General features: G+C 63.3%; 17 protein-coding genes. 5 read left to right on the top strand and 12 right to left on the bottom strand.

The window, feature by feature from the left end:
- Nucleotide 1: 1 nt before the first annotated feature.
- The 3 genes from ACN5AZ_RS07180 to ACN5AZ_RS07170 all read right to left on the bottom strand — a co-directional run bounded on the left by ACN5AZ_RS07180 (nucleotide 2) and on the right by ACN5AZ_RS07170 (nucleotide 1621).
- Nucleotides 2-382: a hypothetical protein gene (locus ACN5AZ_RS07180; RefSeq protein WP_419428181.1), complete on the bottom strand. Its 381-nt coding sequence runs from the start codon at nucleotides 380-382 to the stop codon at nucleotides 2-4.
- The gene (locus tag ACN5AZ_RS07175) at nucleotides 375-965 is read right to left on the bottom strand and encodes an RNA polymerase sigma factor (protein WP_419428180.1); all 591 of its coding nucleotides are present in this window, start codon (nucleotides 963-965) and stop codon (nucleotides 375-377) included. Before ACN5AZ_RS07175 ends, ACN5AZ_RS07180 begins: the two co-directional genes overlap by 8 nt.
- Before the next feature lie 98 nt (nucleotides 966-1063).
- Nucleotides 1064-1621, bottom strand: coding sequence for an EF-hand domain-containing protein (locus ACN5AZ_RS07170; RefSeq protein WP_419428179.1), 558 nt, complete (start codon nucleotides 1619-1621; stop codon nucleotides 1064-1066).
- A 292-nt stretch (nucleotides 1622-1913) separates the two neighbouring features.
- On the opposite strand from ACN5AZ_RS07170, the gene ACN5AZ_RS07165 reads away from it, so the two are divergent.
- The 3 genes from ACN5AZ_RS07165 to ACN5AZ_RS07155 are packed head-to-tail and all read left to right on the top strand — an operon-like array spanning nucleotide 1914 to nucleotide 3858.
- Nucleotides 1914-2336 (top strand): DUF983 domain-containing protein, encoded by a 423-nt coding sequence (locus ACN5AZ_RS07165; protein ID WP_419428178.1) that lies wholly within the window; start codon nucleotides 1914-1916, stop codon nucleotides 2334-2336.
- A complete protein-coding gene (locus ACN5AZ_RS07160; protein ID WP_419428177.1) occupies nucleotides 2333-3040 on the top strand; it encodes an NUDIX hydrolase in 708 nt (235 codons plus the stop codon). The genes ACN5AZ_RS07165 and ACN5AZ_RS07160 overlap by 4 nt, the downstream gene beginning before the upstream one ends.
- Before the next feature lie 53 nt (nucleotides 3041-3093).
- A complete protein-coding gene (locus tag ACN5AZ_RS07155; RefSeq protein WP_419428176.1) occupies nucleotides 3094-3858 on the top strand; it encodes an alpha/beta fold hydrolase in 765 nt (254 codons plus the stop codon).
- Here ACN5AZ_RS07155 and ACN5AZ_RS07150 read toward each other — a convergent pair.
- Nucleotides 3855-4820, bottom strand: coding sequence for a LysR family transcriptional regulator (locus ACN5AZ_RS07150; protein WP_419428175.1), 966 nt, complete (start codon nucleotides 4818-4820; stop codon nucleotides 3855-3857). The two genes, ACN5AZ_RS07155 and ACN5AZ_RS07150, sit on opposite strands and share 4 nt — an antisense overlap.
- Before the next feature lie 138 nt (nucleotides 4821-4958).
- Nucleotides 4959-5321, bottom strand: coding sequence for an arginine transporter (locus ACN5AZ_RS07145; protein ID WP_419428174.1), 363 nt, complete (start codon nucleotides 5319-5321; stop codon nucleotides 4959-4961).
- 262 nt (nucleotides 5322-5583) lie between these two features.
- On the opposite strand from ACN5AZ_RS07145, the gene lepA reads away from it, so the two are divergent.
- Complete coding sequence (gene lepA, locus ACN5AZ_RS07140; protein WP_419428173.1) at nucleotides 5584-7389, top strand: translation elongation factor 4; 1806 nt, start codon at nucleotides 5584-5586, stop codon at nucleotides 7387-7389.
- A gap of 115 nt (nucleotides 7390-7504) precedes the next feature.
- Here lepA and ACN5AZ_RS07135 read toward each other — a convergent pair whose 3' ends face one another.
- Nucleotides 7505-7879: a hypothetical protein gene (locus ACN5AZ_RS07135; RefSeq protein ID WP_419428172.1), complete on the bottom strand. Its 375-nt coding sequence runs from the start codon at nucleotides 7877-7879 to the stop codon at nucleotides 7505-7507.
- Between the two features lie 216 nt (nucleotides 7880-8095).
- Nucleotides 8096-8548, bottom strand: a complete 453-nt coding sequence (locus ACN5AZ_RS07130) for a low molecular weight protein-tyrosine-phosphatase (protein ID WP_419428171.1) — start codon at nucleotides 8546-8548, stop codon at nucleotides 8096-8098.
- Nucleotides 8549-8586: 38 nt separating this feature from the next.
- On the opposite strand from ACN5AZ_RS07130, the gene ACN5AZ_RS07125 reads away from it, so the two are divergent.
- Nucleotides 8587-9282, top strand: coding sequence for an NAD-dependent deacylase (locus tag ACN5AZ_RS07125; protein ID WP_419428170.1), 696 nt, complete (start codon nucleotides 8587-8589; stop codon nucleotides 9280-9282).
- Here the strand turns inward: ACN5AZ_RS07125 and ACN5AZ_RS07120 are convergent.
- The 5 genes from ACN5AZ_RS07120 to meaB form a co-directional block, all read right to left on the bottom strand.
- A complete protein-coding gene (locus ACN5AZ_RS07120; RefSeq protein ID WP_419428169.1) occupies nucleotides 9271-9792 on the bottom strand; it encodes a copper chaperone PCu(A)C in 522 nt (173 codons plus the stop codon). The two genes, ACN5AZ_RS07125 and ACN5AZ_RS07120, sit on opposite strands and share 12 nt — an antisense overlap.
- Nucleotides 9793-9832: 40 nt before the next feature.
- The gene (locus ACN5AZ_RS07115) at nucleotides 9833-10228 is read right to left on the bottom strand and encodes a hypothetical protein (RefSeq protein ID WP_419428168.1); all 396 of its coding nucleotides are present in this window, start codon (nucleotides 10226-10228) and stop codon (nucleotides 9833-9835) included.
- Between the two features lie 49 nt (nucleotides 10229-10277).
- On the bottom strand, nucleotides 10278-10565 hold the full coding sequence (gene rpmB, locus ACN5AZ_RS07110; protein WP_419428167.1) for a 50S ribosomal protein L28: 288 nt from the start codon (nucleotides 10563-10565) through the stop codon (nucleotides 10278-10280).
- 133 nt (nucleotides 10566-10698) lie between these two features.
- Entirely contained in the window at nucleotides 10699-11358 is a 660-nt protein-coding gene (locus tag ACN5AZ_RS07105) for an alpha/beta hydrolase (RefSeq protein ID WP_419428166.1), read from the bottom strand.
- Nucleotides 11359-11486: 128 nt separating this feature from the next.
- On the bottom strand, nucleotides 11487-12464 hold the full coding sequence (gene meaB / locus ACN5AZ_RS07100; protein ID WP_419428165.1) for a methylmalonyl Co-A mutase-associated GTPase MeaB: 978 nt from the start codon (nucleotides 12462-12464) through the stop codon (nucleotides 11487-11489).
- Nucleotides 12465-12548: the final 84 nt, after the last annotated feature.

The raw sequence follows: 12548 nt of genomic DNA, 5'->3' as shown, positions 1-12548 counted from the left end.
CTTATCCCTCCAACAGCGCCAGCTCAAAGCCGGACAACGGGTCGACCCCGATTTCCCCCAGCTCTGTCTGCGTGCCCCAAAGCGTCTCCAACCCCAGATCCGCCATCGCGCCGGTGGGCGCGCTGACCCCGATCCACAGACCCACAGCACAGGCGGTCATCAGCCCGGACATGCCGCGCCATCCGCCCACCGCTTCGGTCAACTGGGCCCAGATCCCGCGCCGCTGGGCCACAACGGCCCCCGCCACGGGCATTTCATCAATCGCCTGCTGCGTCAGCCGGGCCATGAAATCGCCCGACGGAACCGGCGCATCGTCACGCGCGGCGGCGAACATCGCGTCAAGCGATCCCTCCGGCCCGGTGTCTTTCCATCCATCAGTCATCGTCTTCATACCCCAATTCGGCGCGACGTCCCGCAAGGATCGCCTCCAAAGCCCGTTTGCCACGCGCGGTCAAGGATTCCACGGCCCGCGCCCCGATGTCCATGATCTCGGCAATCTCGGGGTTGGACAGCCCCTCGATGTGACGCAGGATCACCGCCTGCTTCTGCCGCTCGGGCAGCGCGTCCAATGCCTGTTGCAAGGCCTCGGCCCGCGCCGCCTGTTGCATAGTCTCTGCCGCCGATGGCGCATCGTCCGCCACCTCCGGCACCTCGTCGAGATCCGGCCCCGCCCGCTTGCGCTTGCGCATCCGGTCGATGCACAGATTGGCGGTGACGCGGTACAGCCATGTCGTGACCTTGGCCTCTCCCGCGCGCCATTCGGGCGCGGCCTTCCACAGACGCAACAACGCCTCTTGCGTGATGTCCTCGGCCTCGGCCCGGTCGCCGCCCAGCATCCGGTAGGCATGCGCCAGCACCCGAGGGGCCAACCGCTGCGTCAGAATGCGCGCCGCTGCCGCATCGCCGCGGGCATAGGCCTCCAGCAACTGCTCGTCCGGCACTTCGCTCATGGCGTCGTATGGCATCGTGTGTACATGCCCCCTGCGCTACCCGCTTGGGCCCGGCCACGCAAGCGCGCAGCCGGACCAAGGCCCCGGTCAAACCGGGACCCGGTTGCATCGCCTTACTGGTCGGCGTCACGCGGCTCGCCACGTTTCTTGCCGTGGTCGCGGTCGCCGTGGCCACCTTTGCGCTTCATCATCTTGGTCTTTGCCTGCGCCAGCTCGTCCTGGCTCAATGCGCCGTCCTCATCGGTGTCGAAACGCTCCAGCATCTTGGCAAAGCCATCCGCCGGACGCGCCGCCCGCATTTCTTCGGCGCTCAGCAGACCGTCACGGTCATAGTCAAGACGCGCGATCATGCGCTCGGTGCGCTCGGCGCGGCGGGTGTTCTCACGCTCGGCCTGACGGGCCTCGGCCTGAGCCACCAGCTCTTCGGCGCTCAGCTTGCCGTCACCGTTGGTGTCCGCATCGGCAAAGCGCTGGGCCGCCGCTGCATCCATTTCCTCTTGGGTGATCTTGCCGTCGTTGTTGGCGTCGGCCTGCTCGAACATCTGTTCCATCATCGGACCGCGGGGACCTTTGGCCCGCTCTGCGCCAGCATCCTGAGCGTAAACGGCGCCGGACAGGCCCATCGCAACGGCAAGAGCACCAAAGGTGGCGAGTGTTTTGGTCGATTTCATGGTATAAACTCCATAGTCTCTTTGAATCTGTCGTTTCAAAGCCGCCGGTTGCGGGGCGGGTGAGTGTCCGTCCCCCGGCGTCTTCATAGGCTTTCACGGGGCAACCCCGCACTTCCGTCGCCCAGACTCGAAAAATCGTCATCACGACATGTCACGCCACCGTGATCACCGCATAAATCCGTTGCGTGTGACACGCCGCCGCAATGACAAATCGCCCTCTTTCTATAGCGGTACGGGACAGGCATCTTTGCCTCTTGTGACCAAACCAGCAGGCGTCAGGAAACCGCGCGACATGGCATATCAGGGCAATATCCCCGAAGGCACATCGGTCTGGCCGACGATCTGGCGCGGCTGGCGCAGGCGCTGCCCGCGCTGCGGATCGGGTCCGGTGATGGCGGGCTACCTAAAGGTGCGCGAAACCTGCCCCGTCTGCCGTCAGGAACTGCATCACCACCGCGCCGACGACGGCCCCGCCTATCTGACGCTTTTGATCGTGGGGCATGTGATGGCGCCGTTGCTGCTGGTTGTCTTTGAACGGTGGCGGCCAGAGCCTTTGGTCCTGTTCACCATCTTTGCGGTTGGAAGCGTTGCGCTTTCCCTCTACCTTCTGCCCCGACTGAAAGGCGCGATCATCGCCTTTCAATGGGCGCGGGGCATGGAAGGCTTTGCCAGCGTCAAAAGCACCGACCCGCAGCCAAGGCAATTCGATCCATGACATCCAGCCCGCCCACAGCCCCCACGGACAAGACCGCCATCCGCGATGCCGCCACCGTCATCGTGATGCGCAACCGGGGCGGGCGGCCCAGCGTGCTAATGGGGCAGCGGGGGGCGAAGGCCGCCTTTATGCCCAACAAATTCGTCTTCCCCGGCGGCGCGGTCGATCCGGGCGATGCGCAGATCAATCTGGCGCGCCCCCTGCCCGCGCTCTGCGCCCAGCGCCTTGAGGAAGACGCAACCCCCGGCATCGCTCGCGCGCTGGCCGCCGCCGCCGTACGCGAGCTGTGGGAGGAAACCGGCCTGATCCTCGGCCAGCCCGCGCCATGGCCCGGCGCCATCCCGCCCGACTGGATGACCTTTGCGGGCACCGGCCACCGCCCCGCCGCTGATGCGCTGCAATTCGTGTTCCGCGCGATCACACCGCCCGGACGCCCCCGCCGCTTTGACGCGCGGTTCTTCCTGCTCGAGGCAGAGGCGCTGGCCTCTGACCCCGATGATTTCACCCATGCCACGGACGAGCTGTCGCATCTGCAATGGATCGCACTGGAAGAGGTGCGCAACTTCGACCTGCCCTTCATCACCGAAGTCGTGCTGGCCGAGGTCGCGGCCCGCGCCCATCAGACCACCCCGCCGGAATCCGTCCCGTTCTTTCGCAACGACGACGAGGACAGCCTGTTCTTGCGCCTGCGCGGACAGGGCTAGACCACGCCACAATCGTCTGGTCACGCCGCGCGGTCGGGTCTATCACTTGGGCCATGTTGAACACGCTTGAATATGGTGCCGACCACGCAGGCACGCCCGTCCTGATTGTCCACGGCCTGTTCGGATCGGGCCGCAACTGGGGCGTCATCGCGCGCCGTCTGGCCGACAGTCACCACGTCCTGACCCCCGACATGCGCAACCACGGCGACAGCCCGCGCAGCAATCAGCACGGCTACCCCGATCTGGCAGAGGATCTCGCCCAGCTGATCGACGCCCACGGCGGCCGCGCCCATGTTATCGGCCATTCCATGGGCGGCAAGGCGGCGATGGCGCTGGCCCTTCTGCATCCGCAAAAGCTCGCCTCCCTTCTGGTGGCCGACATCGCGCCGGTCAGCTACGGCCATTCGCAGCAGCAGTTCATCGACGCCATGCGCGCGGTGGATCTGGATGCGGTGGAAAAGCGATCCGATGCGGCGGCCCAACTCGCCCGCCATGTGGATGACCCCGCGCTTCAGGCCTTTTTCACCCAGTCGCTCGACGTGAAATCAAAGACGTGGAAGTACAATCTCGACGCGCTCGAGGCCGAGATGCCAAAGATCCTGTCCTTCCCCGATCTCTCCGGCCAATACGACGGGCCGACGCTGTTCCTGTCGGGGGGCAAATCCGACTACGTGCTGCCCGACCACCGCCCCGCGATCAAAGCCTACTTCCCCAAGGCGCGCTTTGCCCGCATGCCCGACGCAGGGCACTGGCTGCACGCTGACGATCCCCGCGGGTTCGAGGCCTCGGTCCGCGCCTTCCTGCGCGCCGTGGCCTAAGGCTCCAACAAGCGCAGCTCGCCCTCCAGCCACGGCAGGCGGGCACAGGCGGGCGCGATCACCATATCGGCAACCAACATCCGCATGGTATGCGCCACGTCGCGCGGCACCTTGTCGGACCAGTCGTCGCCCGCAAACAGCGAAATCTGCCGTGCAAAGGGCGCGAAAGGCAGCGGGTGCACCTCCAGCGCGTCATGCATCCGCCCCGCGCGCATATAGCCCAGCGGCGTCGTCAGCGCCCAGCCGGTGCCCCGCGCGGCCAGCGTCATCAACGACAGATGCGCGCCGATCTCGAACCGTTCATCAAACGCCAGCCCCAGCCCCGTCAGATGCGCATCAATCTGCCGTCCAATCAGCTGCGCGCGGTCGTAACGAAGAAACGGCAGGCTTTGCATCACCGCCTCGATCCCGCCCGCCTCGGCCACGGCGCCCCTGCGGCAGACAAACACAAACGGGTCGCGCACAAGCGGGTGCTCCACCACCTCCGCCATCGGCTCGGCACTGCGCGCCGCCACGGCCAGATGCAGATCGCCCGCCCGAATGGCGGCTGAAATCTCGTGGCTGGGGGCGGTGACCAGTTTGAACCGGCAATGCGCCATGCTCTCGGACAGCAACGTCACCAGACGCGGTGTCAGATCGTTGTCGAAATCGTCGATTACCCCAAGGTTGAGCACCGACAGATGCGCCAGATCCATCACCGCCAGCTCGGACCCCGCGAGCCGCAATTCCCGCAACACCACGCGCGTGCGCAGCAAAAACGCCCGCCCCGCAGGGGTCAGCATCATAGGGCGGCGGCTGTGATCCACCAGATCCACCCCCAGCGCGTTTTCCAGATTGCGCATCTGCTGGCTGACGGCAGGCAAGCTCAACCCCGTGGTCTCCGCCGCGCCCGCAACGCTGCCGTGTTCGGCCAGCGCCTCGAAGACCTCCAGCCCCTTGAGCGTGACCCCTTTCATCAGCATGGCGTTCCCCTTCCCTGCACAGTTTCAGGTTTCTGGAAACTACGCGACTGGGTCAAGCACGGATCGCCCCCGCCGCCACAAACGACAAGGGGGTGCGCAATCGCTGCACACCCCCACGATACAAAAGATGACCCGGGATCAAAGCCCGCTGCAGCTGCTTTCCGCGCGTCCGGTGAACGCCTTGTAGCGTTTCCAGAAATCTTCATGACGAGGATTGTCCGACTGGCGGATCACCTGCGCCTGATGCGGATCGCGGAAAAAGCCCGCCGCCATGGACTGATCGCTGCTCGACCGCAGGTTCTGGTTGGCCACCGCCTGCACACAGCCGCACAAGCGCGTGTTGGCCGCCTTGCGCCCGCTTTGCATACACGCGCGCGAGATCGGCCCCGTCGCAAACGCCTGCGAGACCACACGCCCGCTGGAATAGTTCCGCTCGTTGACGCCCGCGCCGCAGGCCGAAAGCGTGCCAAGCATCGCCAATGCAATAAAAATGCGTGTCATTAACCTGTCCTTGTGACACGGGGGCGGCTTTGCCGTCTCACCCGAAACTGCTCTTTCGTCCTATCATGCCAGAGCCGCGCACAAGCTTCAACAATCCGCGAGCTCTCTCCGGACAGTTTGCGCGTTTTGACGCGGACGCCCGACCCACGGATTTCCCAGCGCGTCTGCGTCAATCTCAACCGTCACAACCCTTGCCATTCCCCCCCATCCACGGCATACGCACACATCAATCTTCACGCCCTTCGCCGAAGGACCTGTTCGCATGGCCACCCCTCAGAATCTGATCCGCAACTTCTCGATCGTTGCCCACATCGACCACGGGAAATCCACCCTCGCCGACCGGCTGATCCAGCTCACCGGCACTGTCGCGGAACGGGACATGAAAGCCCAGCTTCTGGACGCCATGGACATCGAACGCGAGCGTGGCATCACGATCAAGGCGAACACCGTCCGCATCGACTACCCCGCCAAGGACGGCAACACCTATATCCTCAACCTGATCGACACCCCCGGACACGTGGACTTTGCCTATGAGGTCAGCCGCTCCATGCGCGCGGTCGAGGGATCGCTGCTGGTGGTGGACGCCTCGCAGGGCGTCGAGGCGCAGACACTGGCCAATGTCTACACCGCCATCGAAGCGGACCACGAGATCGTCCCCGTGCTGAACAAGGTCGACCTGCCCGCCGCCGAACCCGAACGTGTCGCCGAACAGATCGAGGACGTGATCGGCATCGATGCCTCCGACGCCTGCCTGATCTCCGCCAAGACCGGCATCGGCATCCCCGACGTGCTCGAGGCGATCGTCACCCGCCTGCCCGCCCCGCCTGAGGCCGATCCCGATGCGCCGCTCAAGGCGATGCTGGTCGATTCATGGTATGACCCCTACCTCGGCGTTGTGGTCCTTATCCGCGTGATGGAGGGCACGATCCGCAAGGGCGACAACATCAAGATGATGCGGACCGGCGGCAAATACGGCGTCGACAAGCTGGGCGTGTTCCGCCCCGCCATGCAGGACGTCAAGGAACTCGGCCCCGGCGAAATCGGCTTTTTCACCGGCTCGATCAAACAGGTCCGCGACACCCGCGTCGGTGACACCATCACCACCGAAAAGAAAGGCGCCGAAAAACCGCTCGACGGCTTCAAACCCTCCATTCCGGTGGTGTTCTGTGGCCTCTTCCCGGTCGATGCCAACGATTTCGAGGACATGCGCGACGCCATCGAAAAGCTGGCCCTGAACGATGCCTCGTTCACCTACGAGATGGAAACCTCCGCCGCGCTTGGCTTTGGCTTCCGCTGCGGCTTCCTCGGCCTGCTCCACCTCGAGGTCATCCGCGACCGTCTGGAACGCGAATATGACATCAACCTGATCACAACCGCGCCCTCGGTGATCTATCACGTCTACATGAAAGACGGCGAAAAGATCGACCTGCACAACCCCGCCGACATGCCCGACATGTCGAAAATCGACCACATCGAGGAACCCCGCATCAAGGCGACCATCCTCGTCCCCGATGAATACCTCGGCGATGTGCTCAAACTTTGTCAGGACCGGCGCGGCATCCAGCTTGACCTCACCTATGCAGGCACCCGCGCCATGTGCGTCTACGACCTGCCGCTGAACGAGGTGGTGTTTGACTTCTACGATAGGCTCAAATCCGTCACAAAGGGGTACGCCTCCTTCGACTACCAGCTCGAGGCCTACCGCGAGGACAACCTCGTCAAAATGTCGATTCTGGTAAACGACGAACCCGTCGACGCCCTGTCGATGATGGTCCACCGCGACCGCGCCGAAATGCGCGGCCGCGCCATGTGCGAAAAGCTCAAGGACCTGATCCCGCGCCACATGTTCAAAATCCCGATCCAAGCGGCCATCGGTGGCAAGGTCATCGCGCGCGAGACCCTTTCGGCCATGCGCAAGGACGTGACCGCCAAATGCTACGGCGGCGACGCGACGCGGAAGAAAAAGCTGCTGGAAAAGCAGAAGGCCGGTAAGAAAAAGATGCGCCAGTTCGGCAAGGTCGAAATCCCGCAGGAGGCGTTTATTTCGGCCCTCAAGATGGATGATTAATCCGACTTGGCCACAGGCGGGCACGGGGGTCTGGCACAGCCAGATCCCGTGCGATGCTCCTTCAGGCTCATGAACGCTGCGGGGCACTGACACAGCGCTCCACGGCGTCTCGGGATCACACCACCACCAACACCGCATCCTTCTCCCACGGGTCGCGCCCCACCTCGATCTGTCGGCGCAGCATCCGCGTGCGCAAGGCGCCGCCGCAGTCCAGCCCGCGTTCCAGACGGGCCAATTCCTCCCGCGCCTGCACCTTTTTTGCCAACGCATGGGCCGTATATTCCGCCTGCATGCCGCGCGCCTTTTCCTCGACCGACGTCGACAAGAGCGCATCCAGCACCTTTAGCTGATAAAGCGGCACAATCGCGGACACCACGCGCCCCTGCCGTTTCAGCCAGATCTGTTCGCCGCTTTCCTCGACCCAGCGCAGCTGCGCCGCAGCGCTGTCACGAAATTCGGTAATGCTTAACGCGCGGATGTCTCCAATCATCTCTTTCCCCGATTCTGCTGATGTCACAGGGCGGACGCCCCGCAAACCTTAACAACCGGCCGGAAATCGCCCCGAACCGGTCGGGACTCACCCTAAGAAAAGATGAACGTGGCGTGGTAAACAGCCCGCACGGGCCGTTTACCGGCTCATTGGCGGGCAAGTTGCGGCTGGCATTTCCACGGCCCACAGGGCCGCTTTACCACCTGTTTACAGGGCTTAAACCTGCCCCGCCTCAACGGCGTCCAGCAAGCCGTCGGCGCAGGCTTCGATCAGGCGCAGCGCCCCCGCAAAATCGCGCGTAAAATAAGGGTCCGGCACCGCATCAGCGCCACTGTCAGGGGCGAAATCGGTGAACAGCCGCACCTCAACCCCCGGCAGCATCTCGCGCAGGTCAGCGCGATTGTCCGCGTCCATCGCCACCACCAAGTCAAAGCCGCTGTCCGCCGCGCGTACCTGCCGCGCCCGCAGGTCAGACAGATCGTAACCGGCTGATCGTGCTGCCTTTATCATGGGACCATAGGGCGGCTCCCCCGCGTGCCAATCCCCGGTCCCAGCACTGTCGAGCGTCAGGTTAATGCCCCGCTGCGCCGCCTTAACCCTTACGACCGCTTCCGCCGACGGCGAACGGCAAATGTTGCCAAGACAGACAAAGAGGATACTGTACGCCATGACTTTTTCTTCACCTCCGCAAAAGATTTCATAACCCTATGCCATATCACGAAAAAATAGTCATCCTAACAGGCGCGGGCCTCTCCGCCGAAAGTGGATTGTCCACGTTTCGTGACGCGGGCGGCCTTTGGGCCAACCACCGAATCGAGGATGTCGCCACCCCCGAGGCCTTCGCCGCGAATCCCGGCTTAGTCTATGATTTCTATAACAAAAGACGCGCGCAATCCGCCGACGCCACGCCAAACGCGGCCCATCGCGCGCTCGCCCGGCTTCAACAACAGCACACGGGCGTCACGCTGGTGACACAAAACGTCGACGACCTGCTGTCAAAGGCCGGCGCCGACCCCATCCACATGCATGGCAAGCTCGCCTCAGCGCTTTGTTATCGTTGCGAGAATCGCTGGGACTTTGCAGGGGACATGGGCGCCGAAACGCCCTGCCCGGCCTGCGGGCAAACCACCGTACGCCCCGATATCGTTTGGTTTGGGGAAATGCCCTACCACATGGACGACATCGCGGCCCGGCTGGAAGACTGCGACCTCTTCGCCAGCATCGGCACCTCTGGCCAAGTGTATCCCGCCGCAGGTTTCGTGCAATTGGCCACAGATTTTGGAGCAGAAACAATAGAGTTAAACTTGGAACCGACGTCCCATCACTTCCAAAGCCGCAGGCTGGGCCCTGCGACCGAGACCGTACCGGCCTGGGTCGCAGAGCTTCTGGACTCAGTGGCCTGAGTGATCGTCACCGTGGTCTGCGTGATCGCCGTCATGACCGGAATGGTCACCACCGTGACCGGAGTGATCCATGCCATGGCTGTCTTGGCGCGTCAGATCCACCGGCACCTCGACAGTAACCTCGCCGGCCTGCTCAAAGGTTAAGGTCACGGAAACGCTCTCCCCTTCGGTTAGGGAGCGGTTCAGACCCATGAACATCACGTGATCGCCACCGCGCTTTAACGCGTGCATCCCGCCGGCCGGAATCACAAAGCCCTCTTCGACGTGCATCATCTTCATGACGCCGTCGCCCAGATCCTTGTGTGTGTGCAGTTCAACGCGCGCGGCAACATCGGACTCCGCGGACAGCAAGCGATCCTCTTCGGCGCCTGTGTTCTCGATCATCATAAAGGCCGCACCGGCTTTGGCCGTTGGGCTGGACGCGCGCGCATAGGCGTCGGAGACCGAGATTTCGGCGAATGCGGGCAGGGCAAAGCAAAGCGCAACAGCGCTGGTGATCAGGGTTTTCATAGTATCATCCCAACTTGGTATATCTTGTTTTATCAGATGTTTATACCAAATCAGGCGGTCCGCGCGCCCCACCCTGCGGCACGGTCGCGCCCGTCGCACGGCCGACTGCTACAGGGTATGAAACAGCTCGAAAACGCGCCTCCTGCACCGGAACAGCATCGGCGGATGCCACCGTTGACAGCAACGCCAGAACACCATCGTCACACAGTTGGACATGGGTGACCGGCTGCCCCTTTGCATCGATCAGAACGGTATGCGTGACCAGCCCGTGACAAATCTCGATCGCACCCACAGGTGTGGACTGACCGCGTGCAACACCGGCCGACACGTTTGTCAGCAACAGGGTTAACGCCAGCAGGCCACCAAGGATCGACCGGATTCGAAACATGTCTGCCGTATAGCCGCCCAGCCAAAGGTTGTCCTGCGACAAATGCAAACAGCCCCGGCCATCGCTGACCGGGGCTGTCGCAAAATTCTGCGAAAGATCAGGCGGTTGCCTGAGCTTTCGAGATCTCTTTTTTGACCTTCAGCGCGCGCTCGGACAGTTCCACGTCCTTGGCTTTCGCCAGGAACTTGTCCAGACCACCACGGTGGTCAACCGAACGCAGAGCATGCGCGGAAATGCGCAGCTTGATGCCACGGCCCAGAGTCTCGGACTGCAGGGTGACATCATTCAGGTTCGGCAGGTAGCGCCGCTTGGTCTTGTTGTTGGCGTGGCTGACATTGTTGCCAACCATCGGGCCCTTACCGGTCAGTTCGCAAACACGCGACATCGCTTCGTCCTCATCTTAGTGGCAAAGGGCCAATGCCCGCGCCTCTCCAATATCAAAAGGCGCCGCCCGTTGGTGTTTCGGGGGGCGCCCGGAATCTCGTATCGAGGGCTTTTAGGCAGGCTGGCCAGAATCGTCAAGCCCTTTGCAGCAAGCTCTCTGCACGCTCTTGCGCATAGCGCATCAGCTCCGGTCTGCGGTGGTGTTTTGCCACCTCCGCAAGGTGGCTCCAATAGCTTTCAGAGCGATGACGAACGGCACGGTGTACCCGCCCGATGGCACGCGGATCGTCCAGACCTTCGGCCAGTTGCGCCTTGAGCCAGTCGAACCGCCCGCCTTGCCGGATCGCCCGCGTTGCGGGGTGCCCCCCGTTGCCCAGCATCACCAAAGTCAGCTTAGGGAAGAGCTCGCAAATCATCCGCCCATGCGCCACGTCCAACCGTCGGAAAGGATCGACCAGAACCGCCCCCGCCATATCTGACGTCCGCGACAACAAATCCCCCTGCACGGCGTCCCACATCGCCCCCTCGGCCCGATAGCGCCGGTCAAACGGAACAAGGTTCGGATCAATCGACACCTGCGGGGACACCAATATCGCACGCGAAATCTCCAGCACACGGGCAAAGCGCAGCGCGCCATAGCCCCCCATGGAAAACCCGATGGCGATCACCTCGTCATAGCGCTGGACGAACCGCGACAAGACCTCCTCGAACGCCTCTGTGTCCGCGTTGATATACCAGTCATTGTGCCGCGATTGCAGATGCAGATGGGCAAACCCGTTGCGAAGATAACCCATGACGGGGCGTGCCGCATCAAAGGTCCCGGGCTGTCCGATTCTTTGACGAAAGGTAACCACCAGCTTGCGTCTGCGGGGACGAAACGTGGTGGCTCGCAAAAGATCGCCGTCAAAGACCGAATGCGGTGTCATAGGCCCAGATGATTCCGCAGCATGTCTTGTGCGGCTTGACCGGGCGATGTGTCGCCGCGCGCCACCGCCTGCGCCAGATCGGACATCGCCGCCTTGGCTGGTCCCTCTCGCAGGCGCGCCAACAGCCCCTCGCGCACCTCGGCCTCGAACCAGTAGCGGGCCTGTTCGGCACGGCGCGCCTCAAAATGCCCCGTGTCGCGACGCCACTCCATCAGACGGGTCATCTCTGACCATGCGTCGTCCAGTCCCGCCGCCTCGACCGCAGAAACAGTCATGGCTTTGGGAAAACCTTCGGGGTCTTGCGGGCGCTTGCGCAGCAGCCGCAGCGCGCCAGCATAATCGGCACAGGTGCGCACGGCTTGCCGCTTAAGCTCTCCATCGGCCTTATTGATTAGCAAGATATCGGCCATTTCCATGATGCCACGCTTGACCCCTTGCAGCTCGTCCCCGCCCGCAGGCGCCAACAGCAGCAAGAACAGATCGCACATTTCCGCCACCATGGTCTCTGACTGGCCGACGCCCACCGTCTCGATCAGGATGACGTCAAAGCCCGCCCCCTCGCACAGCTCGATCGCCTCGCGCGTGCGCCGCGCCACGCCGCCCAGATGGCTTTGGGACGGCGACGGCCGGATAAAGGCGTTCTTGTCGCGCGACAGCTGTTCCATCCGCGTCTTATCGCCAAGGATCGACCCACCCGAGCGGGCTGACGACGGATCGACCGCCAGCACCGCCACCCGCAGGCCCTGCGCGGTCAACATCAGGCCGAACGCCTCGATAAAGGTGGATTTTCCCACGCCTGGTGTCCCCGACATGCCGATCCGCAGAGCCTGCCGACCCGAGGGGCGCAAACCGTCCAGCAGGGCCAGCGCCTGCGCCCGATGATCGGGACGGCCCGATTCAACCAAAGTGATGGCGCGCGCCAATGCGCGGCGTTCGCCCGCCAAAATCCGCTGTGTGAGATCGTTCATATCCATGGCATTTCATCCCGCGCGGGGCCGCAAAAGTCCAGACATCCGCCGATGTGCCTCGCGTTTTCTGGGGTGTGGCGGCAGGCAGGC

It is taken from the genome of Sagittula sp. SSi028, from assembly GCF_048553715.1.
Lineage (GTDB): Bacteria > Pseudomonadota > Alphaproteobacteria > Rhodobacterales > Rhodobacteraceae > Sagittula.
This window is presented reverse-complemented; position numbering and strand designations above follow the sequence as displayed.

Excerpts from the sequence above, each read along its gene's own strand:
- ACN5AZ_RS07160 (WP_419428177.1), top strand. The coding sequence starts at position 2,333 with ATGACATCCAGCCCGCCCACAGCCCCCACGGACAAGACCGCCATCCGC.
- ACN5AZ_RS07155 (WP_419428176.1), top strand. The coding sequence starts at position 3,094 with ATGTTGAACACGCTTGAATATGGTGCCGACCACGCAGGCACGCCCGTC.
- rpmB (WP_419428167.1), bottom strand. The coding sequence starts at position 10,565 with ATGTCGCGTGTTTGCGAACTGACCGGTAAGGGCCCGATGGTTGGCAAC.
- ACN5AZ_RS07135 (WP_419428172.1), bottom strand. The coding sequence starts at position 7,879 with ATGATTGGAGACATCCGCGCGTTAAGCATTACCGAATTTCGTGACAGC.
- ACN5AZ_RS07170 (WP_419428179.1), bottom strand. The coding sequence starts at position 1,621 with ATGAAATCGACCAAAACACTCGCCACCTTTGGTGCTCTTGCCGTTGCG.
- ACN5AZ_RS07105 (WP_419428166.1), bottom strand. The coding sequence starts at position 11,358 with ATGGGTTATCTTCGCAACGGGTTTGCCCATCTGCATCTGCAATCGCGG.
- lepA (WP_419428173.1), top strand. The coding sequence starts at position 5,584 with ATGGCCACCCCTCAGAATCTGATCCGCAACTTCTCGATCGTTGCCCAC.
- ACN5AZ_RS07145 (WP_419428174.1), bottom strand. The coding sequence starts at position 5,321 with ATGACACGCATTTTTATTGCATTGGCGATGCTTGGCACGCTTTCGGCC.
- ACN5AZ_RS07180 (WP_419428181.1), bottom strand. The coding sequence starts at position 382 with ATGACTGATGGATGGAAAGACACCGGGCCGGAGGGATCGCTTGACGCG.
- ACN5AZ_RS07130 (WP_419428171.1), bottom strand. The coding sequence starts at position 8,548 with ATGGCGTACAGTATCCTCTTTGTCTGTCTTGGCAACATTTGCCGTTCG.
- ACN5AZ_RS07150 (WP_419428175.1), bottom strand. The coding sequence starts at position 4,820 with ATGCTGATGAAAGGGGTCACGCTCAAGGGGCTGGAGGTCTTCGAGGCG.
- ACN5AZ_RS07125 (WP_419428170.1), top strand. The coding sequence starts at position 8,587 with ATGCCATATCACGAAAAAATAGTCATCCTAACAGGCGCGGGCCTCTCC.
- ACN5AZ_RS07165 (WP_419428178.1), top strand. The coding sequence starts at position 1,914 with ATGGCATATCAGGGCAATATCCCCGAAGGCACATCGGTCTGGCCGACG.
- ACN5AZ_RS07175 (WP_419428180.1), bottom strand. The coding sequence starts at position 965 with ATGCCATACGACGCCATGAGCGAAGTGCCGGACGAGCAGTTGCTGGAG.
- meaB (WP_419428165.1), bottom strand. The coding sequence starts at position 12,464 with ATGGATATGAACGATCTCACACAGCGGATTTTGGCGGGCGAACGCCGC.
- ACN5AZ_RS07120 (WP_419428169.1), bottom strand. The coding sequence starts at position 9,792 with ATGAAAACCCTGATCACCAGCGCTGTTGCGCTTTGCTTTGCCCTGCCC.